At 73.7% G+C, this 21,675-nt stretch carries 22 protein-coding genes; 11 read left to right on the forward strand and 11 right to left on the reverse strand.

The features are described 5' to 3' along the window. From IEY71_RS00205 to IEY71_RS00225, 5 genes are all read left to right on the forward strand, one after another. Positions 1 to 348 (forward strand): hypothetical protein (locus tag IEY71_RS00205; RefSeq protein ID WP_229781463.1); only part of this gene is annotated, 348 nt, incomplete at its 5' end. Further along, entirely contained in the window at positions 345 to 1,226 is an 882-nt protein-coding gene (locus tag IEY71_RS00210) for a 1-phosphofructokinase family hexose kinase (protein WP_189083313.1), read from the forward strand. The genes IEY71_RS00205 and IEY71_RS00210, both read left to right, overlap by 4 nt. A 194-nt stretch (positions 1,227 to 1,420) precedes the next feature. Then, positions 1,421 to 2,728: a flavin-dependent oxidoreductase gene (locus tag IEY71_RS00215; protein ID WP_189083314.1), complete on the forward strand. Its 1,308-nt coding sequence runs from the start codon at positions 1,421 to 1,423 to the stop codon at positions 2,726 to 2,728. Positions 2,729 to 2,761: 33 nt separating this feature from the next. Next, positions 2,762 to 3,271 carry a MarR family winged helix-turn-helix transcriptional regulator gene (locus IEY71_RS00220; RefSeq protein ID WP_189083315.1) on the forward strand — a complete coding sequence of 170 codons (510 nt, stop codon included), beginning with the start codon at positions 2,762 to 2,764 and terminating at the stop codon, positions 3,269 to 3,271. A gap of 20 nt (positions 3,272 to 3,291) precedes the next feature. Then, positions 3,292 to 3,756, forward strand: a complete 465-nt coding sequence (locus IEY71_RS00225) for a DUF3237 domain-containing protein (protein WP_229781464.1) — start codon at positions 3,292 to 3,294, stop codon at positions 3,754 to 3,756. A 155-nt stretch (positions 3,757 to 3,911) separates the two neighbouring features. Here IEY71_RS00225 and IEY71_RS00230 read toward each other — a convergent pair whose 3' ends face one another. Continuing rightward, entirely contained in the window at positions 3,912 to 4,118 is a 207-nt protein-coding gene (locus IEY71_RS00230) for a DUF3073 domain-containing protein (protein ID WP_189083317.1), read from the reverse strand. Between the two features lie 170 nt (positions 4,119 to 4,288). Between IEY71_RS00230 and IEY71_RS00235 the strand changes: the two genes are divergently transcribed. After that, positions 4,289 to 5,473 carry an NAD(P)-binding domain-containing protein gene (locus IEY71_RS00235; protein ID WP_189083318.1) on the forward strand — a complete coding sequence of 395 codons (1,185 nt, stop codon included), beginning with the start codon at positions 4,289 to 4,291 and terminating at the stop codon, positions 5,471 to 5,473. A 4-nt stretch (positions 5,474 to 5,477) separates the two neighbouring features. Here IEY71_RS00235 and IEY71_RS00240 read toward each other — a convergent pair whose 3' ends face one another. From IEY71_RS00240 to IEY71_RS00250, 3 genes are read right to left on the reverse strand one after another with little or no spacing between them, the layout of a single operon-like run. Next, entirely contained in the window at positions 5,478 to 6,362 is an 885-nt protein-coding gene (locus IEY71_RS00240; RefSeq protein ID WP_189085169.1) for an EamA family transporter, read from the reverse strand. Then, a complete protein-coding gene (locus IEY71_RS00245) occupies positions 6,359 to 6,784 on the reverse strand; it encodes a DUF1801 domain-containing protein (protein WP_189083319.1) in 426 nt (141 codons plus the stop codon). The genes IEY71_RS00240 and IEY71_RS00245 overlap by 4 nt, the downstream gene beginning before the upstream one ends. 10 nt (positions 6,785 to 6,794) lie before the next feature. Next, positions 6,795 to 8,894: an APC family permease gene (locus IEY71_RS00250; RefSeq protein ID WP_229781465.1), complete on the reverse strand. Its 2,100-nt coding sequence runs from the start codon at positions 8,892 to 8,894 to the stop codon at positions 6,795 to 6,797. A gap of 127 nt (positions 8,895 to 9,021) precedes the next feature. On the opposite strand from IEY71_RS00250, the gene IEY71_RS00255 reads away from it, so the two are divergent. Both IEY71_RS00255 and IEY71_RS00260 read left to right on the forward strand, forming a co-directional pair. Beyond that, on the forward strand, positions 9,022 to 9,663 hold the full coding sequence (locus IEY71_RS00255) for a hypothetical protein (RefSeq protein WP_189083320.1): 642 nt from the start codon (positions 9,022 to 9,024) through the stop codon (positions 9,661 to 9,663). 73 nt (positions 9,664 to 9,736) lie between these two features. Next, positions 9,737 to 10,369 carry a copper resistance CopC family protein gene (locus tag IEY71_RS00260; RefSeq protein WP_189083321.1) on the forward strand — a complete coding sequence of 211 codons (633 nt, stop codon included), beginning with the start codon at positions 9,737 to 9,739 and terminating at the stop codon, positions 10,367 to 10,369. 197 nt (positions 10,370 to 10,566) lie between these two features. Here IEY71_RS00260 and crcB read toward each other — a convergent pair whose 3' ends face one another. The 4 genes from crcB to IEY71_RS00280 are packed head-to-tail and all read right to left on the reverse strand — an operon-like array spanning position 10,567 to position 12,857. Further along, positions 10,567 to 10,944, reverse strand: a complete 378-nt coding sequence (crcB, locus tag IEY71_RS00265; RefSeq protein WP_229781466.1) for a fluoride efflux transporter CrcB — start codon at positions 10,942 to 10,944, stop codon at positions 10,567 to 10,569. Further along, complete coding sequence (locus IEY71_RS00270; RefSeq protein ID WP_189083322.1) at positions 10,941 to 11,360, reverse strand: FluC/FEX family fluoride channel; 420 nt, start codon at positions 11,358 to 11,360, stop codon at positions 10,941 to 10,943. The genes crcB and IEY71_RS00270 overlap by 4 nt, the downstream gene beginning before the upstream one ends. Positions 11,361 to 11,388: 28 nt before the next feature. Further along, positions 11,389 to 12,003 (reverse strand): PadR family transcriptional regulator, encoded by a 615-nt coding sequence (locus IEY71_RS00275; protein ID WP_189083323.1) that lies wholly within the window; start codon positions 12,001 to 12,003, stop codon positions 11,389 to 11,391. After that, entirely contained in the window at positions 12,000 to 12,857 is an 858-nt protein-coding gene (locus tag IEY71_RS00280) for a DUF4097 family beta strand repeat-containing protein (RefSeq protein ID WP_189083324.1), read from the reverse strand. Before IEY71_RS00280 ends, IEY71_RS00275 begins: the two co-directional genes overlap by 4 nt. Positions 12,858 to 13,016: 159 nt before the next feature. Between IEY71_RS00280 and IEY71_RS00285 the strand changes: the two genes are divergently transcribed. After that, a complete protein-coding gene (locus tag IEY71_RS00285; RefSeq protein ID WP_189083325.1) occupies positions 13,017 to 13,775 on the forward strand; it encodes a MerR family transcriptional regulator in 759 nt (252 codons plus the stop codon). A 136-nt stretch (positions 13,776 to 13,911) separates the two neighbouring features. Here the strand turns inward: IEY71_RS00285 and yczE are convergent, their stop codons facing one another. Next, positions 13,912 to 14,598: a membrane protein YczE gene (gene yczE, locus IEY71_RS00290; protein ID WP_229781467.1), complete on the reverse strand. Its 687-nt coding sequence runs from the start codon at positions 14,596 to 14,598 to the stop codon at positions 13,912 to 13,914. A gap of 63 nt (positions 14,599 to 14,661) precedes the next feature. Between yczE and yczR the strand changes: the two genes are divergently transcribed. Further along, positions 14,662 to 16,122 (forward strand): MocR-like transcription factor YczR, encoded by a 1,461-nt coding sequence (gene yczR / locus IEY71_RS00295; protein ID WP_189083327.1) that lies wholly within the window; start codon positions 14,662 to 14,664, stop codon positions 16,120 to 16,122. Here the strand turns inward: yczR and IEY71_RS00300 are convergent. Together IEY71_RS00300 and IEY71_RS18240 are read right to left on the reverse strand one after the other, a co-directional pair. Further along, a complete protein-coding gene (locus IEY71_RS00300; RefSeq protein ID WP_189083328.1) occupies positions 16,119 to 17,711 on the reverse strand; it encodes a hypothetical protein in 1,593 nt (530 codons plus the stop codon). The genes yczR and IEY71_RS00300 overlap by 4 nt on opposite strands. Positions 17,712 to 17,717: 6 nt before the next feature. Then, positions 17,718 to 18,485 (reverse strand): hypothetical protein, encoded by a 768-nt coding sequence (locus tag IEY71_RS18240; RefSeq protein ID WP_229781653.1) that lies wholly within the window; start codon positions 18,483 to 18,485, stop codon positions 17,718 to 17,720. Between the two features lie 308 nt (positions 18,486 to 18,793). Between IEY71_RS18240 and IEY71_RS00310 the strand changes: the two genes are divergently transcribed. Continuing rightward, the gene (locus tag IEY71_RS00310; protein ID WP_189083330.1) at positions 18,794 to 21,613 is read left to right on the forward strand and encodes an esterase-like activity of phytase family protein; all 2,820 of its coding nucleotides are present in this window, start codon (positions 18,794 to 18,796) and stop codon (positions 21,611 to 21,613) included. Positions 21,614 to 21,675 lie beyond the last annotated feature (62 nt).

The following is a 21,675-nucleotide window of genomic DNA, read 5'->3' on the forward strand; positions in this document are numbered from 1 at the left end:
GCGCGGGATGCCGCGGCCCTCCGCCGGGCGCTCGGGGCGCGGCGCTGGGCGTGCGCCGTCGTCTACGCCCCCGCGGTGACGGATGCCTCGCTGCCGGTGCTGCGCGCCGCGGTCGACGGCCCGGTGGTACTCGTGCGCACGAGCGCCGAGGCCGCCCCGTCGCCCGAGGAGCCCGACGCGCCCGCGCCGGAGCCCGGTCCGTGGACGCTGCAGCTCGGCTGGGCGCCCGGCGTCGGCGCCGCCCGCTGGCACACCCCGGAGGAGATCTCCGACGCCGCGCTCGCCGTGCTCCACGACGGCGCCGGTCGCACGCTCGGCGAGCTGCGGCCCTGGGCGGATCGGCCGTGATCCTGTTCCTGGCGGCGTCGCCGAGCCTCGACCTCACGTACGAGGTCGACCGCCTCGAACGCGGGGGCGTCACCCGCCCGCGCCGAGTCACCGCGGTGCCCGGCGGCAAGGCGCTGAACGCCGCCCGCGTCGCGATGGCCCTCGGCGGCGCGGCGCGTCTCGTCGCTCCCCTCGGCGGCGCGACGGGGAGACGGGTCGCCGCGCTGCTCGCCGAGGAGGGCGTCGGGGCCCGGCTCGTCGAGGTCTCCGGCGAGACCCGCAGCTGCCTGGCGATCGTCGAGGACGGCGATCGACCGACGAGCACGGATCTGTACGAGGCATCCGCGCCGTTCGTCGAGGGGGAGTGGCGTGCGCTCGCCGAGGCGATCCGGGCCGAGGGGGCCGACGCAGCACCGCGCTGGCTCGCCCTGTCCGGCTCGGTGCCCGCCGGGATCCAGCTCGACGAGCTGGGGGAGCTGCTGCGCGAGGTGCGGGCCGCGTCGGGCGCCCGCCTCGCCGTCGACAGCTCGGGTGCGCCGCTCGCGGCGCTCGCCGGGATCGCGGACCTCGTGAAGGTGAACCTCGGCGAGGCCGCCGAACTGCTCGGCGCGGCGCCGCCGGACGCGGCGGCGGCCTGCGCGGCGCTCGCCGAGCGCTTCGGTACGGACTCCGTCGTCACGGACGGCGTGCGCGGTGCCGCGGCGCTGCTCGGCGGGGTCGGGTTCGCGGTCGCTGCGCCCCGGGCCGCCGGCCGGTTCCCGGCGGGCAGCGGCGACGCGTTCTTCGGCGCGCTGCTCGCGGCGCTCGACGCGGGCCACGGCCCCGGGGCCGCGCTGGAGGCCGCCCGCGATGCCGCGGAGCGGAACGCCGCGGTGCCCGGACAGGGCCGGCTCGCCTGAGCCCCACCTCCCACTCACCGGCTTGCCCGACTTTCATGAAAGTCGGGCAACTCAGATGGGGGGTCAGTCGGGCCACCCCTGCCGACTTGCCCAACTTTCATGAAAGTCGGGCAAGTCGAGGTGGGGGGAGTTGACGCGAGATAATTTTGTGACAAAACTGTCTGCTCGGACGTTCATCTGACGAGGAGGACACGATGAAGATCGTCATCGCGGGCGCCGGCATCGGGGGGCTCGTCGCCGCCCTGAGCCTGCACCAGGCAGGATTCCGCGACATCGCGGTGTACGAACGGGCCGCGGAGCTGCGGCCCCTCGGCGTCGGCATCAACCTGCTGCCGCACGCCGTGCGCGAGCTCACGGAGCTCGGGCTCGGCGATGCGGTCGCCGAGCTCGGCGTGGCGCCCAGCCGGCTCTCGTACTTCAACCGCCTCGGGCAGCTCATCTGGTCGGAGCCGCGCGGGCTCGACGCCGGCTACGCCTGGCCCCAGCTCTCGGTGCACCGCGGCGAGTTCCAGCTGCTGCTCGCCGCCGAGGTCGCCCGCCGGCTCGGGCCGGAGGCCATTCGCACCGGTCACCGGCTGGTGTCGGTCGAGCACGGCGAGCACTCGGAGCGGGCCCGCTTCGAGCGGCCCGACGGCACCGCCCACGAGGTCGAGGCCGAGCTCGTCGTCGGTGCCGACGGCATCCACTCCGCGCTGCGCGCGCAGGAGCACCCCGACGACGGCGGGCCCGTCTGGAACGGCCTCATCCTCTGGCGCGGCACCGCGACGATCCCCACGTACCTCGACGGGCGCACGATGATCATGGCGGGCGACGGCGAGCAGAAGTTCGTCGCCTACCCGCTCGCCGGCGAGACCGCGGAGACCGGGATGACGCGCGTCAACTTCATCGCCGAGCGGCGGGCGCCGGAGGGCGCGAGCGAGCTCGCCGACTGGAACGTGCCGATCGACCCGGCGCCCATCGTCGAGCGCTTCGCCGAGTGGCGCTTCGACTGGCTCGACGTGCCGGCCACCATCGCGGCGGCCGACGAGATCCTCGAGTACCCCATGGTCGACCGCGAGCCCCTGCCGCACTGGCGCGCGGGCAGCTCGACGCTGCTCGGCGACGCCGCGCACGCCATGTACCCGAACGGCTCGAACGGCTCTTCGCAGGCCATCCTCGACGCCCGCACGCTCGCGTTCCACCTCGCCGGCGCGGTGCGCGGGCTCGGCTCGTCCGCGGGGGCCGTCGAGACCGCGGCCGCGGTGCGCGCGGCGCTCGACGCCTACGAGGCCGACCGCCGCCCGGCGACCGCGGCGCTGCTCGCGATGACCCGGCAGCTCGGGCCCGAGAGGGTCATGCAGCTCGCTTACGAGCGCGCGCCGGAGGGCTTCGCCGACATCCACGACGTCATCCCCGAGGCGGAGCTGCGCGAGATCGCCGACGCGTACAAACGCGCCGCCGGCTTCCACCCCGCCGCGCTCACCGAGCGAGCCTCGCTCACGCCGGCGAGCGTCGAGCCGTGATCGCGGCGCTCGCGGGGCTGGCACACTGAGGGCATGGCAGCAGCGCACGGGGGATCGGCGGATGGCTCGGCCGAGCTGGCCCGGTTAAACCTCCTCGTCTCGCCGCTGCGGCGCGCGCTGCTCAAGGGCGCGCGCGCCGCGGCGGAGCTCCCCGACATCCCCGACGCCCAGATCGAGCTGCTGCGCGCCGTGCCCCGCGGCGTGCAGAAGTCGCCGGGGGAGCTCGCCGCCGAGCTCGGGCTCGGGCGCTCGACCGTCAGCAATCTGCTGAAGCTGCTTGAACAGGCCGGGCTCGTCGAGCGGGCTGCGAGCGGCAGCGATGGCCGCCGGGTCGCGGTGCGGGCGACCGAGCGCGCGCTCGACCTGCTCGAGCGCTTCGACCGGGCGAGCGGGGAGCTCGTGGCCGAGGCGGCGGCGGGGCTCGAAGGCGACGAGCGCCGTGCTCTGGTCGCCGCGGTCCCGGTGCTCGAGCGGCTGCGCGAGCTCGTCGAGGCTCAGAGCGAGGCGAGCAGGGCCTCGGCGGCGGCGCGGGCACGCCCATGAGCGAACGGAACGATCCCCTGATGGAACCCGCCTTCGAGTACTGCTTCGAACTGCGGTGCCGCGTCGACGAGGCGATCCCGCTCGGCGGTTCGGAGCCGGAGGAGGGCCTGCACTTCGCCCGCGTCTCCGGCGGCGACTTCGACGGGCCGAGGCTCCGGGGCCGGGTGCTGAACAGCGGCGGCGACTGGTGGGTCGCGCGCGGGCTCACGGTCGAACTCGACGCCCGCTACGTGATCGAGGCGGAGGTGGCCGACGGCACGGCCGGCGTCGAGGTCGTCAACCGCGGCGTCTGGCGCACCGACGAGGCGAACTACGCACGCCTCGTCGCCGGCGAGGAGGTGGGCGAGCGCGAGCTCTACTACCGCACGGCGTTCCGGTTCCGCACCGAGCATCCGGAACTCGGATGGCTCGTCGAGTCGCAGTTCGTCGGCTACGCGCGGCCCGAGCCCGGGCACGTCGTCATCCGCGTCTTCCGCCTCGTCTGAGCGGAGTCCCCCGTCCTTCCGACTTGCCCGACTTTCATGAAAGTCGGGCAAGTCGGAAGGACAGGGGCAGTGCCCGCGCACGCAGAAGACCCCGGCGATGCCGGGGTGTCAGCCGAGCGTCGGAACGTCAGCCGCGCGTCGCGAGGGAACCGGTCTCAGGCCCGCTGGGAGCCGTCGCCGGGGACGTAGTGGTCACTGCCGTCGTCGGCATACTCCGACCACTTCGACAGATCGTCTTCGTACTTGTCATCGTCCGAGCCCGCGAGCTCGCGCTCAAGCGCGTTGTAGTCGGTGTCGGGGCTGAAGTACTTCAGCTCCCGTGCGACCTTGGTGTGCTTGGCTTTCTGACGGCCGCGCCCCATGCGTGACCCCCTTACGGCTTCTGGCCGGGCGGAATGTGCTTCGCCCGGCTCGTTCTTGGCGGAAATAGTTCGTGCCGTAAGTTTAGCACCGACGAACGCTCGCCTTCTCGGCTGCGAACCCCCTGATGCTGCTGCACGGACCGCCGGATTCATGCTGAGATGGAGGGGTGATGTCTTCCCCGCCCGCCCGCGTCAAAGTCGCGGTCGTCGGCGCGGGTCAGGCGGGGCTCTCGGTGGCGTACTACCTGCGCCGCTTCGAGCTCGTCGCCGACGAGGATTTCGTCGTGCTCGACCGTGCGCCGGGCCCCGGCGGCGCCTGGCAGCACCGCTGGTCGTCGCTGAAGCTCGGCACCGCGCACAAGGTCAACGACCTGCCCGGCATGGCCGAGATGGGGCTCAGCTTCGAGACCGCCGATCGCGCGCAGCCCGCCCGCGAGATCGTCGCCGACTACTACCGCCGCTTCGAGGAGCACTACGAGCTGCGGGTGCACCGGCCCATCGAGGTGCGCCGCGTCTCGAACGAGGGCGCCGACCTGCGCATCGCCTACCGCGACCTGCGCACGCCCGACGAGCCCGCACCCGCCCCCGAGGAGCAGCAGGTGCGCGGCTTCTTCGGCCGTCGCCGCAAGACCTTCGCCGTGCCGGCCGCGCCCGTGCAGCCGGGCGGCACCCTCGACACGCAGATCCTGGTGAACGCGACCGGCACCTGGGGCTCGCCGTTCGTGCCCTACTACCCGGGCATGACCGATTTCCGCGGCCGGCATCTGCACACCTCCGACTACACCGACGCCGAGTCGCTGCGCGATCAGCACGTCGTGGTCGTCGGCGGCGGCACCTCGGCGATCGGCTTCATGCTCGAGCTCGAAGACGTCGCGGCATCCCTGACCTGGGTCTCCCGCCGTCCGATCGACTGGCTCGACCGGCAGGAGCTCGACCTCGAGGGCGCCTCGGCCGCCGTCGCCGCGCAGGACGAGGCGGCGCGCTCGGGTCGAGCACTGCCCTCCATCGTGAGCGGCACGGGCGTGCCGAAGAACCGCCGCATCGCCGCGGGCATCGAGCGCGGGCTGCTCGTCGCGAAGCCGATGTTCGACCGCATCGAAGCGGATCGTGTGGTGTGGGACGACGGCACGGAGGCGCGCGCCGACGTCATCATCTGGGCGACGGGCTTCCGGCCCGAGCTGCGGCACCTCGCCCCGCTGAAGCTGCGCGAGAAGTCGGGCGGCGTCACGGTCGGCCAGGGCGCGACGTGGGGCGACCCCCGGGTGTTCCTCGCCGGCTACGGGCCGCAGGCCTCCACGATCGGCGCGAACCGGGCCGGGCGCATGATCGCCCGGCAGATCATGGCGATGCTGTAGCGGCTCAGCCCGTTGCGGCGGGCGGCGCGGGCGGGGCCTGCGCCTGACGTACCGCGCCGACCGAGGCCGCGATGACGAGCGCGACGGCGAGCCCGCCGACCCAGGTGAAGCGCTGGCCGAGCAGCAGGAGGCCCGTGAGGGTCGCGATCGCCGGGGCCAGGCTCATCAGCACCGCGAAGGTGCCCGCGCGGAGCCGGCGCAGCGCGATCAGCTCCAGCGCGTACGGGATCGTGGAGGAGAGGATCGCGACCGCCGCACCGAGGCCGAGCACCTCCGGACGCAGCAGCACGGCTCCCGAGCTCGCGATGCCGAACGGCAGCACCGCGACGGCCCCGACGGCCATCGCCAGCGCGAGCCCCTCGAAGCGCGGGAAGCGCTGCCCGGTGCGCGCCGACAGCAGGATGTACCCCGCCCACGTCGCCCCGGCCCCGGCCGCGAAGGCGACGCCGATCGGGTCGAGGTGGCCGAAGCTGCCCTGGCCGAGCAGCACGACACCGACCGCGGCGAGCCCCGCCCACAGCCACGAGGAGGCGCGCCGCCCCGTGATCACCGAGAGGGCGAGCGGCCCGAGCACCTCGATCGTGACGGCCGCGCCGAGGGGGATCCGCTCCAGCGAGAGGTAGAACAGCGCGTTCATGAGCGCGAGCACGAGCCCGAAGCCCGCGACGGTCAGCCAGTCGGCGCCGCTGCGGCCGCGCAGCCGCGGCCGGGCGATCGCGAGCAGGATGACGGCCGAGAACACCAGGCGGAGGCTCACCATGCCGAGCGGTCCGACGCTCGGGAAGAGGATGACGGCGATCGCCGCGCCGACCTCCTGGCAGGCGAGCCCGAGCACGACGAGGGACGTCGCGGCGACGGCCCCGCCGCGCGCCGCCGGCCTCACGGTCACGCGCCGCCGTCGCGGGCGAGGCCGCCGAAGTCGCCCGCCGTGACCACCGCGTACGAGGCGGCGACGACGCGCTCGAGCACTCCCAGGTCGAGCTGCTCCAGGTCTTTCAGGTAGAGGCATCCAACGCCCGTGGTGTGCGGGCCGAGCGTCGCGAGCTCCGCCTCGTACGCGCCGACGCCGTCGGCGAGGTAGACGGTCGTCGCGGGCTTCCGCGGCGAGAACGCGGCCGCGGGCGCATCGCCCTCGCGGCCGCTCGGGTAGCGGTAGTGGTACTCCCCGAAGGCGACGATCGACGGACCCCACATGCGCGCGGGCTCGCCCGTCACGCGGGACATCAGCGCCAGCAGGGTCTCGGCGTCGCGGCGCCGCACGGGGTGCGTCACGCCGTCGAGGAACTCGCGCACCGAGGCATCCAGCGTCATGCTCGCGAGCCTACCGCCGGCGGTTCGCGTCGGCGCCCGGCACGGGACGCCTGGGCACCGGGCGCACCGGCTCGCCGCGCCGGTCCTGACCGGGCAGCGGCCGGGAGCGGCGGCCGTAGATCATATCGCTCGAGTCGAGCAGCCACGGCACGAGCGCGACGGTGACCCCGTGCACGAGCATGAGCTTCTGCCGGATGCGCCGCGCCTTGTGGTTGTGCAGGATGTTCTCCCACCAGTGGCCCACGATGTACTGCGGCATGTACACCGTGACGACCTCGGAGCCGTGCTCCTCGCGGTGCTGCTTGATGTACTTGATCAGCGGGTAGCTGAGGTCGCGGTACGGCGAGGCGAGGATGCGCAGCTTCACGTGGATGTTCTGCTTCACCCAGTCGCGCTTCAGCTGCTTCGTCTGCTCCTCGTCGATCGAGACGTGCACCGCCTCGATGCTGTCGTGCTTCGCGGCGATCGCGTAGTCCAGGGCCTTCAGGGTCGGCTTCTGCATCCGCCCGACGAGCACGATCGCGTGATCGCCCGCCGAGCCGAACGTCGTCGTCGCGTCGACCTCGATCTCCTTCTCGACGTCGCGGTAGTAGCGGTGCACGCCGAGCATCAGCAGGAACAGGATCGGCATCATCAGGAAGACCATCCACGCGCCGTGCGTGAACTTCGTGATCGTCACGACGATGAGCACGACCGCGGTCAGGCTCGCGCCGAAGGCGTTGATGCACAGCGAGCGGATCATCGCTCCGCGCGTCATCGGCCGCTCGTCGTCGGCCGCGGGCCCCGGTCGGCCCCGCTTCCGATGGCTCGCCGGGGGCTGGCGCAGCAGCCGGAGCCAGTGCCGCACCATGCCCGACTGGCCGAGCGTGAACGACACGAACACCCCGATGATGTAGAGCTGGATCAGCAGGGTCAGGTTGGCCTGGAAGATGACCAGGATGATCGCCGCCGCCGTCGCGAGGATGATGACGCCGTTCGAGTAGATCAGCCGGTCGCCGCGCGTCGACAGCGACTTCGGCGCGTAGCCGTCGCGGGCGAGCACCGAGCCGAGCAGCGGGAAGCCGTTGAAGGCGGTGTTCGCGGCGAGGAGCAGCACGAGGGCGGCGGCCGCCTGGATCACGAAGAACAGGATCGAGCCGTTGCCGAAGACCGCCGCCGCGATCTGCGCGATGAGGCTCGGCTGCGGCGCGGTCGCGCACTCGTCCCAGCCGATCAGGCTGCACGGGTCCTCGGCGTAGTGCACGCCGGAGACGAGCGCGAGGGTCGTGAGGCCGACGAAGAGCACGATCGCGAGGCCCGCCATCAGCATCAGCGTCTTCTGCGCATTGCGCACCTTCGGCCGGCGGAACGCGGGCACGCCGTTCGCGACCGCCTCGACACCGGTGAGGGCGGAGCATCCGCTCGCGAAGGAGCGCAGCAGCAGGAGGACGAAGGCCGCCTGCGCGAGCTGCTCGCCCTCGACCTGGTACGCCGCGGACTCCGCGACGGGCGGGTTGCCCATCAGGATCTGCACGAGGCCCGAGCCGATGAGCAGCAGCACGCTCCCCGCGAAGAGGTAGGTCGGCACGGCGAACGCCTTGCCGGACTCGCTCACGCCGCGGAGGTTCACCGCCGCGAGCAGCACCACGAAGAGCACCGCGAGCTCCACCCGCCACGGGTTCAGCTCGGGGAACGCGGAGATGATGTTGTCGACGCCGGACGCGACCGAGACGACGACCGTCATCACGTAGTCGACGAGCAGGGCGGAGGCCACGAGCACGCCGGCCTTCTCGCCGAGGTTCTTGTGCGCCACCTCGTAGTCGCCGCCGCCCGAGGGGTACGCGCGGATCAGCTGCCGGTAGCTGAGCGCCACCGTCGCGAGCAGCAGCACGACGACCGCCGCGACCCAGGGCGCGAAGGCCAGGAACGCGAGCCCGCCGGCCGTGAGCACCATGAGGAGCTCCTGCGGCGCGTAGGCCACCGAGGAGAGCGCGTCGCTCGCGAACACGGGCAGCGCCACGCGCTTCGGGAGCAGTTGCCCCTCGAGTCGCTCCGTGGGCAACGGGTCGCCGATGATCCAGTGCTTCGGCGACTTCAGTTCTGCAGGCGGTTCCTCCGCCTCATTCGTCACGGCGGACGACACTACACCCGCTGGGGCGGCTGTCAAGTCGGCTTGCTACCCTTGAGCGCGATCCCGCCGGACGGCGGGGATCCCGCCCGATTCCCGGCGGGTCGAGACGCCGAGATCGGACCGAGACGTGAACCGTGCGACGCAGCTCGCGCGCGGAGCCGCCGCCGCAGCGGTGGCCCTGTTCCTCGCGGCGTTCTCGCACGGCGTCGCCGCGGGCGAGGCGCCCGGCTGGCCAGGGCTCGCGCTCTCCGCGTTCGTCGCGCTCGCCGTGTCGGTCACCCTCGTCGGGCGGCGCAGCTCGCCCCTCCGCGTGGTGCTCGCGACCGCGGCGAGCCAGCTCGTCTTCCACCTGCTCTTCTCCGTCGGCGCGGGCGCCGGTGGCGGCGCGCTGCTCCGCGTCTCGGGGGACGCGCACCACCCGACCGTGACGATGCTGCCGGATGCCTCGGCGGGGTCGCTCACCTCCGGTGCGGCCGTCGTCGGGCACGGGCACACGGATGCCGCGATGCTCCTCGGCCACGTGCTCGCCTGGCTCGCCACCGTCGCCTACCTGCTCGCCGTCGAGGCCGCCGCCTGGCGCTCGCTGCGCCGCGCCGCCCGGGCCGTGCTCGTGCGCGCCGTCGACGAGGCATCCGCGCTCGCCGCCATCCCCGTCCCCGCCGGCCCGCTCGTGCGACCGCTCGCCCGCGACCGCGCGCGCCTGCGCGGCCGTCAGCTCCTCGCCCAGCTCCGGCACCGCGGCCCGCCGCGCCACCCCGCCTTCGCCTGAACCCGGCCGCACCGCGGCCACCACTCGCGTCCGCGGGCCCCTGCGCCCGGACGCACGAAGACGGGAATTCCCCATGCACCGCACTGCCACCACCACTGCCACCGCGCGCACCGCCTCACCCCGCCGGCTGCTCGCCCTCGGCGCCGTCGCGCTCGCCGCCACCGCCTGGCTCGGCCTCGCCAACACCCAGTCGGCCTCGGCGCACGACGAGCTGATCGCCTCCAGCCCGGAGCCCGGTCAGGTGCTCGACGCCTCGCCCGCCGAGGTGAAGCTGACCTTCTCGGACGACATCATCCCCGTCGGCACCGCGATCGAGGTCGTCGACCACCACGGCGAGGCGATCGAGTCGGGCGAGGCCGCCGTCGCCGGCCCCGACGTGACCGCGACCCTGCCGGCCGACCTCTCCGGCGAGTACCAGGTCCGCTGGCGCGCCGTGTCGAGCGACGGGCACGTCATCGACGGCACGATCGACTTCGGCGTCGGGGCCGGGGCGACCGGTATCTGGACCGAGGAGGCGCCGCACGACGACGCAGCCGCGAGCGACGACGGGCACGACGACGCGGCCGCGGCCGAGCACGACGAGGCCTCCGCCGGCCCCGACGGCTGGGCGATCGCCGGCATCGCGGGCGGCATCCTGGGCGTCGCCGCCCTCGCCGCCGCGATCGTCGTCTTCGCGCGCGCCCGTCGCCGCGGCCCCGAGGCCTGAGCCGTCCCTGCACTCCTCCCTCGAGTTGCCCGACTTTCATGAACGTCGGGCAACTCGAGGGGGTGGCGGGTCTCTGGCGGGCGAGTTGCACGACGGATGCGCCGGCGCGCCACCTCAGCCGGCGCCTCGGCCGGATCGTCGTGCGACTCGCACGGCCGGGATGCCGGACCGCCGGGACGGGATGGCGCAGCGGGCGGTCAGCGGGCGAGGAGGTACCCGGCGCCGGCGGCCGCGAAGCCGAGCACGAGGGTCACGAAGACGTTGAGGAGGGCGGCCCGCCAGCGGCCGCCGTCGAGGAGCTCGATCGTCTCGACGCTCCAGGTGCTGAACGTGGTGAGCCCGCCGCAGAACCCGGTCACGAGGATGAGCCGCCAATCGGCCGAGACCGCGGCGCGCTCCGCGAGCCCGAGCACGACGCCGGCGACCGCCGAGCCGACGACGTTCACGATCAGGATGCCGCCGGGCAGGTGTCCCGGTCGCACCGGGAAGCGCCGCGATAGGAGATAGCGGATGACGGCGCCGAGGCTGCCCGCGACGAGCACGGTCGCGATGACGAGCGGGCTGAGGGCGGTCACAGCGTCTCCCCGGAGTCGGTGATCGTGTCCGGCATGCGGCGGCGGCCGATCCGCGAGCCGAGCCACAGTCCCGCCGCCGCGGCCGCGAGGCCGGCGAGCACGGAGATCACGAGGTAGAGCGCCGCGGTGAGGTGCTCGCCCTCGCGCTCCAGCACGACGAGCGAGGCCATCACGGCCGACAGCGTCGTGAAGGAGCCGAGCACGCCCGAGCCGACGCCGGCCTTCAGCCAGGCGGGCGTCGAGGGGCGGCGCCAGAGCCCGCCGGCGAGCCAGCCCAGCGCGAACGCCCCCGCGAGGTTGACGAGCAGCGTCTCCAGCGGGAACTCGTGGTCGGCGTGCGGGAACGCGAGGTCGAAGACGAGGCGCAGTCCGGTGCCGAGGAGCCCGCCGACGGCGACCGCGAGGATGTTGCGCACGTGTCGAGGGTAGCGCCGCCCTGCCGGATCAGCGCTCGGCGAAGGTGCCGAGCACCTCGGCGCGGACCTCGGCGAGCCGGGCCCGCAGCAGGTCCACGGTGGCGGGGGCGACCCGCCCACGGCTCGCCTGCCGCCGCAGCTCGGTGCGCAGTTGCTGGCGGAACTCGTTCAGCACCACGTCGGCCTCGTGCACGGCGCGGTTCGAGTCGGCGTGCAGGTTGATGGTCTCGCTCCGCACGCTCGTCGCGGAGCGCTTCGCCTCGCGGGCGGCGCTCGCGAGCTCGGCGCGGAGCGAGCGCATCGCGTCGTCGACGTTCTGCCGCACGTCCTGCGCGAGCCGGCGCACGGAGTCGGTGACGTCGTTCTCGATGTCGTCGAGCTCGTGCCGCCGGGCGTCGAGCTCCGCACGGCCGGCGTCGGTGATCTCGTAGATCGACTTGCGGCCGTCGCTCGTCTTCGTGACGAGCCCCTCCTCCTCGAGCTTCGCGAGGCGCGGGTAGATGGTTCCGGCGCTCGGGGAGTAGGTGCCGCCGAAACGCTCCGACAGGGCCTGGATGAGCTCGTAGCCGTGCCGCGGACGCTCCTCGAGGAGGGCGAGCAGGTACAGGCGCAGGCTGCCGTGCGCGAAGACCGGCGGGGTCATCGGGATGCCTCGTCGGAGGATGCCGCTGACGAGGCATCCGCGGTCTCCGCGACCGTGCGGCGCAGAACCGAGATATTGCCCGAGACGCTGTTGGCGCCGAGGTCGAGCCAGGTGCCGGCGAGCTCGCCGACGACGCGTTCGAAGCCCTTGCCGCGCATGCCCTTCACCGTGATGTCGTCGAGCACGAGCGTGCCGGCGACGGTGTTGATGCGGTAGCGGGCGCCGGCGCCGCCGGCGAAGCGCACCGTGAGGTCGCCCGAGACGGTGTTCGTGTCGATGCGGTCGGGGGTGCCGTGCGCGTCGACGATCATGTTGCCCGAGACGGAGTCGGCGTTGAAGCTCGTGATCTCGCCCGTGGCGATGATGTCGCCCGACACCGTGTGGGCGGTGATGCGGCCGACGTGGTTGCCGACCGAGATCTCGCCGGAGACGCCGGACAGCTCGAGGTCGCCGTCGTGGTTGTCGATGACGAGCTCGCCGGAGACGGTGCTGAGCTTCGCGTCGCCGTCGAAGCCGGACACGAGGGCGTCGCCGGAGACGACGCCGAGCTGCAGCGCGACGTGGCGCGGGGCGAGGATCGAGACCTCGGCCTTGGCGTTGCCCGCCCAGCCCTTGAAGGCCTCGATGAAGTTGTCCCAGCGCAGCTGGGGGTGGTCGATCTCGAGCACGTCGCCGTCGATGGAGACGGCGAGCTCCTTGCCCGTGACCGTCGAGACCTCGACGCGGGCGCCGGGCTCGTCGTGCGCGATGACGTCGACCTTGCCGCCGATGAGGCTCACCTTGAGCTTGCGGACGAGCTCGAGGTCGATGATCCGGGACTCGCCGGGGGCGATCACCCACTTCTCGATGGACATTACGACTCCTTGCTGGACGATGACGCGATATATCGCGTTTACGTACGACACGATATATCGCGTCTCGGGCTGGTGCAAGGGGTGTCGGGGAAAACTCAGGCAGCACTGCTTGACCTTGACGTAACGTCAAGTTCTACCGTGAATCTCGGAGGTTGAGACGTGGACTGGTCGATTCAAGAGATCGCGAAGCTCGCCGGGACGACGAGCCGCACCCTGCGGCACTACGACGACATCGGCCTGCTCGCGCCCACGAGGGTCGCCGGCAACGGCTACCGCCACTACGACGAGCGCGCGCTCGTGCGGCTGCAACGGATCCTGCTGCTGCGCGAGCTCGGGCTCGGCCTGCCCGCCATCGCCGAGGTGCTCGAGGGCGACGCCGACGAGGCGCGCGCACTCGGGGCCCATCTCGGCTGGCTGCGGCAGGAGCAAGGCCGGCTGGCGCGGCAGATCGCGTCGGTCGAGAGGACCATCACGGCATTGGAAGGAGGTGAACGACTGATGGCAGACGAGATGTTCGACGGCTTCGACCACACCGTGCACCGCGCGGAAGTGGAGGAGCGCTGGGGCGCCGAGGCGTACGCGGCGGGCGACCGCTGGTGGCGCGGACTCGGCGAGACCGGCCAGCGCGAATGGAAGGCCCGCACGGCGGAGCTCTCCCGCGACTGGACCGCGGCGGCCGAATCCGGGCTCGCCCCGGACGGCGCCGAGGCGCAGGCGCTCGCGAAGCGCCACGTCGAGTGGCTGACGGGCGTGCCCGGCACGCCCGCGGCGGTGCCCGGCGGCGACGTCAAGGGCTACGTGCTCGGCCTCGGCGAGATGTACGTCGCCGACCCGCGCTTCGGCGCGAACTACGGCGGCCATGCCGGCGCGGAGTTCGTCCGCGACGCGCTGCGCGCCTACGCCGAGCGCGAGCTCTGAGCTCGCGCTGGTTTCGCTCCGAGTTGCCCGACTTTCATCAAAGTCGGGCAACTCGTGCATCTGGAGTGCGGGAGCGGGTGCGCTGCGGCCCCCGAGGTGTCCCGGCCTGGGGGCCGCAGCGGTCGGTGGGCGCCGCTCAGTGCGGCGCGGCGGCGGTGGGATGCGTCGGCGCAGCCGCCTGAAGCGAGGCATCCTCCGGCGAGGCATCCGTCGGCGGCGCTGCCGTCGGCGAGGCGCCCGCCGGGCGGCGCTCGGGCACGGCGAGGAGCGGCAGCGTGACCCCGCAGAGCGGGCCGATGAGGATCGCGAACGCGACGGTGCCGAAGCCGACGTCGCCGCCGAGCAGCCAGCCGATGCCGAGCACGGTGACCTCGACGATGGTGCGGCCGACCCAGATCGGCCAGCCGGTGCGCGCGTGGATGCCGGTCATCAGGCCGTCGCGCGGGCCGGGGCCGAAGCGGCTGCCGATGTAGAGGCCGCTCGCGACGGCGAGCAGCAGCAGGCCGCCCGTGAAGAGCAGGATGCGCTGCCAGAGCTCCGGCGGAGTCTGGATGAGCCAGAGCCCGAGCTCGATGCTCGGCCCGATCAGCAGGATGTTCAGCACCGTGCCGATCCCGGGGCGCTGCCGCAGCGGGATCCACAGCAGCAGCACCAGCAGGCCGACGATGTTCGTCAGCCAGCCGATGCCGATGCCGGTGAGGTGGGAGAGGCCCTGGGCGAAGACGGTCCAGGGGTCCACGCCGAGGGCCGCGCGGATCATCATGGCGTCGGCGATGCCGTAGAGGACGAGGCCGATGAGCAGCTGAGGGATCCGGCGGAGCATGAGAGCCATCCAATTCCAGAATTGGACTGTCGACAAGAGGCCAATTCTCCTAAAGTGGATCGCATGGCGGATGCCTCGATCAGCGCACGCGCGCTCGTGACCCTGCTCGGCGACTGGCGCGACGCCGGCACGGGGCCGAGCGGTCCCGCGTACGCCGCCCTCGCCGACCGGGTGCGCCTGCTCGTGCTCGACGGCCGGGTGAGCGTCGGCACGCGGCTGCCGGCCGAGCGCGAGCTGGCCGAGCGGCTCGGTGCGAGCCGCACCACGGTCGCCGCCGCGTACCGGCGGCTGCGCGAGCAGGACCTGCTGCGCAGCATCCGCGGCTCCGGCAGCGTCACGCGCCTTCCCGGTGCGCCCGCGGTGCTGCCCGCGCCGCCCGCCGCCGAGCACCTCGACCTGTCGAAGGCCGCCCCGCCGGCCCTGCCCTGGCTCGCCGACGTGGCCCGCGACGCCGTCGAGGAGCTGCCCGCGCAGCTCGCCGGCTCGGGCTTCGACCCGGTCGGACTGCCCGAGCTGCGCCTCGCGATCGCCGAGCGGTACACCGCGCGCGGGCTGCCGACCGCACCCGAGCAGGTGATGGTGACGATCGGCGCGCAGCACGCGATCGGGCTGCTCTCGAAGGTGCTCGTCGGCCGCGGCGACCGCGCCGTCATCGAGGCGCCGACGTACCCGCACGCCTACGAGGCCCTGCGCGCCGCCGGCGCCCGGCTCGTTCCGGTGCCAGTCGCCCCGCACGATTCCGGCGGGCTCGACGTCGACGACGAGGTGGGTGCGCTCGTCCGCGCCTTCGGCCATGCCAATCCCTCGACGGCGTACCTCATGCCCGACTTCCAGAACCCGACCGGCCGCTCCCTCGACGAGGACGGCCGCGCGCGAGTGCTCGATGCGGCCGCCCGCCAGGGGGCCGTGATCATCGCCGACGAGACGACCGCCGAGCTCGACCTCGACCGCGAGGTCGCTCTCCGCCCGTTCGCGGCCTACGGCCCCGTCGGCTCCGCCGTGCTCGTCGGCTCGCTCGGCAAGACGGCGTGGGGCGGCATCCGCGTCGGCTGGATCCGCGCCGAGCCCGCGCTCATCCGCCGGCTCGTGGCCATCCGCGCCCCGGGCGACCTCGGCACGCCCATCCTCGAGCAGCTCATCGCGACCCGGCTGGTGCGCGGCATGGACGAGATCCTCGCATTCCGCCGCGCCGAGCTCCGTCAGGGCCGCGACCTCCTCGAGGCGAGGCTGGCCGAGGCGTTCCCGGGCTGGCACGTACCGCACGTCGACGGCGGCATCGCGACCTGGATCGGGCTCGGCGCGCCGGTCAGCTCGCAGCTCGCGCTCGCCGCCCGGGCGCAGGGCCTGCTCATCGCGGCCGGCCCCCGCTTCGGCATCGACGGCGCGTTCGAGCGCTACCTGCGGCTGCCGATCTGCCTGACGCCCGACACCATCGACGAGGCGGTGCAGGCGCTGTCGCGGGCCTGGCTCGCCCTGCCCGGCACGGCTGCGCCGGAGGCGGGGCTGCTCGCCGAGGTCGTCTAGGAGTCCGACGCGGCGGATGCCTCGGGGGCGGTGGCCTCGATGAGCTCCGCGAGCCGAGCCGAGAAGCGGGCGTCGTCGTCGAGGAGCGACAGGCTCGGGCTGAGCAGTGGGACGAGGCGTTCCTGCAGCTCGCCGTTCAACCGGATGAACGCCACGCTCACCTCGAAGTCTGCTGCGAGCTCGCCCGCATCGGGGTCGGGATGCTCGCGCAGGGCGGCCAGCTCGTCGCGGGCCGCCTCCAGCTCCGCCACCATCGCGTCGTAGTCCGCCGCGACCTCGGCCATCATGGGCTCCTCGCGGAGGTGCGCGGCGAAGGCGAGCAGCTCCGCGATGCGGCCGAGCATCGGCTCCCAGTCCGCGTCGGCGTCGTCGGGACTCGCCTCGGTCTGGTCGACGATCGCACCGACCGCGACGAGTGCGCGGGTCCCGCCTGGCCGGTGATCCCGGACGGTGCCCTCGGGGATGCCCCGGTTCAGCTCCTCGAGCAGCGCGGCGCGCGCCGCGGCGTAGGCCTCCTCGGACGTGCCGTCGAGCTCGCGGATGCGCCACAGCATCCACAGCCGGTCGATCGCGTGATTCGGGCCCTCCGCCGCATCGCCCCAGGGCAGGTATCCGTCGATGAGCAGCGCGCGGTAGGCGTCGCCGGCGGCCGCGGTCGGCGCGCGGCCGGCCTCGGCGTCGTCGACGAGCGTCGCGATGATCTCCGCATACCGCGGGCGGAGCTCGCCCGCGTGCTCGACCGCCACGCGGAACGCGGAGGACAGGTCTTCGAACCCCCAGAGTTCGCCGTACATCCCGGGCGTGCGCGTCCACTGCTCGGTCTGGGCGAGGGCGCGCTCTTCGAACGCCCGGTCCTCCTCGTACCAGTCGACGACGAAGGCTCCGACCGAGCGGCCGATCGGGGCGTCCGGGATGAGCGGCTCGTCGGCGCCCTCCGGGGTGCCGCGCATCGCCTCGATCGCGGTGTCGAGGAAGCCGATGCGCTCGCGCGCGAACGCGGCGTCGGCCTCGCGCTGGATGGCCCGGCCCTCCTCGCTGATGATGCCGGCGTCGAGCGCGGCCGAGTAGGCCTCGAGCCGCCGGGTCGCCGGTCCGCCGTACGTCTCGCTGTAGAGGTCGAAGGCGACGAGGGAGGTCGCGGCTCCGGCGGCGCGGAGCTGTTTGACCGCCGCGGGCTCGAGGCTGCGGAGCTCATCGAGCACCGCCCCGACCCGCTCGGCGACGGCCGCAGCGTCGCGGTAGCTCGGGGTGCGCTCGACCGTGTCGGCGTCGAACTGCTCGAGCTCGGGGGCCAGTTCGAGCACGTCGCCCAGCCCGGTCTCGTCTGCGAGCTCCGCGCCCGATCCGTCGGCCGCGTCGATCTCGCCCTGCGTCCAGGTCTTCGCCCTCGGTGCGGCCAGCGTGAGCTCCGCAGACCACTCGCCGAGCTCGGCGAGGTAGCCGGCCGCGGCCTGCTCGGCGCCCGCGTCGGGCCCGCTCGGTGCGCAGCCGCCGAGCACGCCGCCGAGCGTGAGCGCCGCGGCCGCGCCGGCGAGGAGCCGCCCGATGCGCCTGCGGCCTCCCGGCGCCGGGGTGCGGTTCCCAGTCACCGCGGCTCAGCGGGATCCGCCGCGACGCGCGCGGGGCGTGCGGAGGCCGAGCAGCGAGCCGCCCGCGAGGAGTGCGGCGATCGCGCCGAGGGCGGCCCAGGCGAACTCGCCGCCGGTCTCGGCCAGTCGAGCCGGCTCCGCGCCCGCGGAGGCGGCGTTCGGGGACGGCGGGTCGACGGCGGGCGTCGCGGCCTCGGCGGGGGCGACGGGGACGGGGTCGTTCGGAGTCGCGGGGGCCTCCGGCGAGGCCGGCGTGCCCGGGTCGACGGGGTCGACGGGGTCCACGGGATCGACGGGATCGACCGGGTCGACGGGATCGACAGGGTCGACGGGGTCGACCGGATCGACAGGGTCGACGGGGTCCACCGGATCGACGGGGTCCACCGGATCCACCGGGTCCACCGGGCCTCCGGGATCCACGGCGTCCGGGTTCGCCCAGGTGCCGGTGAGGCAGCCGAACAACCGTCCACTCCCGTAGCACACCCTGGTGGTGTACCGAGTGGGATCGTCGGGCCTCGGGTAGATGCCGATCGAGTGGAGCACCATCCCGTCGGGAACCTGCTGCGCGGCGACGACGGCCGCGACGATCGCCGGGTCGGTGATGCCGTCCGGGTCGACGGTGTACGTGGTATCGGCAGCCGGAGCGGAGGCCGCGAGTGCCGCTTCGCCGGCGCCGAACCACATCGCGACGCCGAGGGCGGCGGCGAGCAGCGCTCGGCGGATTCGCTTGCCGGCTCGCCCGGCTGGCCGTGGAGTTGCCGTCTCGTCGTACATCGCCGTCCTCCTGTCGGGTATCGGCTCGCAATCGGCGCGAGCCGCTGTGGTAGCCCAAGCATCGACGGTAGCAGCAGAAGCGACCGATTGCGCTCATGAAATGGGGGGCAAATCGCTCGAATCTGGTCGCCCGAAGTCACACGGCGGGCGCGAAGCCGCTCGGCACCCGGTGAACCGATGCGCCGCACCGGTTCACCGAGCGGACACCGGCCGGACGCCCGCGCGACACCCGGCGGGCACTCCCGCGCCACCGGGCGCCAGCACGCTGGCGCCGAACCCCGCCCGCCGCGACCCACCGGAGTGCCCGCATGCCCGCTCGTCGTCCCCTGTCCGCCGCCGCGCTCGCCGTGGCCTGCCTGGCCGCCGCCGGGCTCGTGTCGGGCGGCGCGATCGCTGCCGCCGCCGAGCCCGCGGCCTCCGGCGCCTTCGTCCGCACCGCGACGTATCCCGTCTTCCAGAACGTGCCGGCGGGCGTCGACCCGGCCGCCGCCACCGTCGCCGAGATCTCGACGATCACCGACGACGGCACCGTCGTGTACACCGACGCCCTCGGCAAGCGCATCGGCTTCCTCGACGTCAGCGACCCGGCGAACCCGGTCGGCACGGGCACCGTCGAGCTCGCCGAGCTCGGCCACGCCGACGACCAGCCGACCTCCGTCGCCGCCTACGGCGACTTCGTCCTCGTCGTCATCGACGAGACGGGCGGCGACTTCGTGAACCCCAAGGGGCGCGTCGACGTGCTCCGCGCGAGCGACCGCAGCCTGGTGCGCTCGATCGACCTCGGCGGGCAGCCCGACTCGATCGCGATCTCGAAGGACGGCGCGTACGCCGCGATCGCGATGGAGAACCAGCGCGACGAGGAGTTCAAGCCCGCCGGCGGCAAGAAGGGCGACCTGCCGCAGCTTCCCGCCGGCTTTGTGCAGGTGCTCGGCCTCGTCGACCCGGCCGACCCCGCCGCGTGGACGGTCGACGCCGTGCCCTTCGTCGACGAGACCGGTGCCCCGATCCCGGTGCTGGCGGCCGCCGGCCTCGACACCCCGCAGGACCCCGAGCCCGAATACGTCACGATCAACTCGCGCAACGAGCTCGCCGTCACCCTGCAGGAGAACAACGGCGTCGCGATCATCGACCTGCCGACGCTCGAGGTCACCCGCGCCTTCTCCGCCGGCTCGGTCGCGGTCAGCGGCATCGATGTCGCGAAGGACGGCCGCATCGACCTCTCGGGCTCGATCCCCGCGACGCCGCGCGAACCCGACGCCATCGCCTGGATCGGCGACGACCGCCTCGCGACCGCGAACGAGGGCGATTGGAAGGGCGGCACCCGCGGCTGGACCGTCTTCGACGCGGCGACTGGCGCCGTGGTCTGGGACGCCGGCAACACCTTCGCGAACCTCGCCGTCCAGCACGGCCTGCACAACGAGGACCGCGCCGCGAAGAAGGGCGCGGAGCCTGAGGGCATCGCGGTCGCCGAGTTCGACGGCGTGCCCTACGCCTTCGTCGCGAGCGAGCGCTCGAACTTCGTCGCCGTGTACGACGTGAGCGACCCGGCATCCCCCGCCTTCCGGCAGCTGCTGTTCTCGACCAACGGGCCGGAGGGCATCCTGCCCGTGCCGGAGCGCGATCTGCTCGTCGTCTCGAGCGAGACCGACGCCGCCGCGGTCGGCGTGCGCGCCTCGGTGAACCTGTACGCCTTCGGCGACGCGACCGCGCAGGCGCCCGTCGGCGCCGCCGCGCAGCCCAGCATCGTCTCGGACGTCGTCGGCGGCGCGCCGATCGGCTGGTCGGCGCTCGGCGCCCTGGCCGGCCACCCCACGGACGCCGCCCGCGTGTACGCGGCGAGCGACTCGGTGCTCTCGCCCGCGACGGTGTTCACGGTGGACGTCGCGCATACGCCGGCCCGGATCACGGGCTCGCTCGCGATCACCGAGGGCGGCGCGCCCGCCGCGCTCGACGTCGAGGGCCTGGCCGTCGCCGAGGACGGCGGCTTCTGGCTCGCCGTCGAGGGCGCGACGGGCGCGGGAAACGTGCTGAAGCGCACGGATGCCTCGGGTGCCGTCGTCGACAGCTTCCCGCTGCCCGCCGAGATCGCGGCGCACGTCGGCAAGTGGGGCTTCGAGGGCGTCACGACGACCGGCGCCGGTGCGGACCTCCGCGTCTGGGCGGTACTGCAGCGGCCGCTGTGGACCGACCCGGCGAACCCCGCCGCGGGCGCCGTGGAGGGTGACGACGTGGCGCGCATCGGCCGGCTCGACCCGGCGACGGGGGAGTGGAGCTGGTTCGGCTACCGCCTCGAGCACACGGCGGTCGCGGGCGACTGGCTCGGCCTCTCGGAGATCACCGCGATCGACGACGACACCTTCGCGATCATCGAGCGGGACAAGCTGAACGGCCCGGCCGCGCAGGTCAAGCGGATCACCCGGGTGGACGTGCCGGCGGATGCCTCGGGCCTCGCCGGCCTCGCCGGTGCACTGCCGATGCTCGAGAAGTCCACGGCGGTCGACGTGCTGCCGGCGCTCCGCGCCACCGGCGGCTGGACGCAGGAGAAGCTCGAGGGCTTCGCGACGGCGGCCGACGGTGCGCTGTACGCGGTGACCGACAACGACGGCCTGAAGGATGCCACGGGCGAGACGGTGTTCCTGCGCCTCGGCCAGGCCGACGAGGTCTTCCCGGACGACGAGGAGCCCCAGCCGGGCCAGGCGAGCCTCGTGCTCGGCACTTCGACGGTCGCCGCGGGCGGCACCGTGAGCGTCACGGGTGCCGGCTTCGTGCCCGGCGGCACCGTGCGCTTCGAGCTGCGCAGCACGCCGGTCGCGCTCGGTTCGGTCGAGGTCGACGAGGCCGGGGCGCTGCGCTTCACGGCGAGGATCCCCGCGACGACCGCGCCCGGTGCGCACCGCCTCGTCGCGATCGCGGCGGACGGCAGCGAGGTCGCGGCCGAGCTGACGGTGACGGCGGCGGACGGGACCGGCGGCATCGACGGTTCCGCCGGCGGGGCGAAGGGTTCCGGCGACGGCGCGCTCGCGCACACGGGCTTCGACGGCGGCTGGCTGGCCGGTGCCGCGCTCCTCGTCGTGCTCGGCGGCGGCGCCGCGCTCCTCGTCGCGCGTCGTCGTCGCGGCGAGGTCTGAGCCGCGACATCCGCGCTCGCTCTCCCTCCCGAGTTGCCCGACTTTCATGAAAGTCGGGCAAC

It is taken from the genome of Agromyces mediolanus, assembly GCF_014648575.1.
Classification (GTDB): domain Bacteria; phylum Actinomycetota; class Actinomycetes; order Actinomycetales; family Microbacteriaceae; genus Agromyces; species Agromyces mediolanus.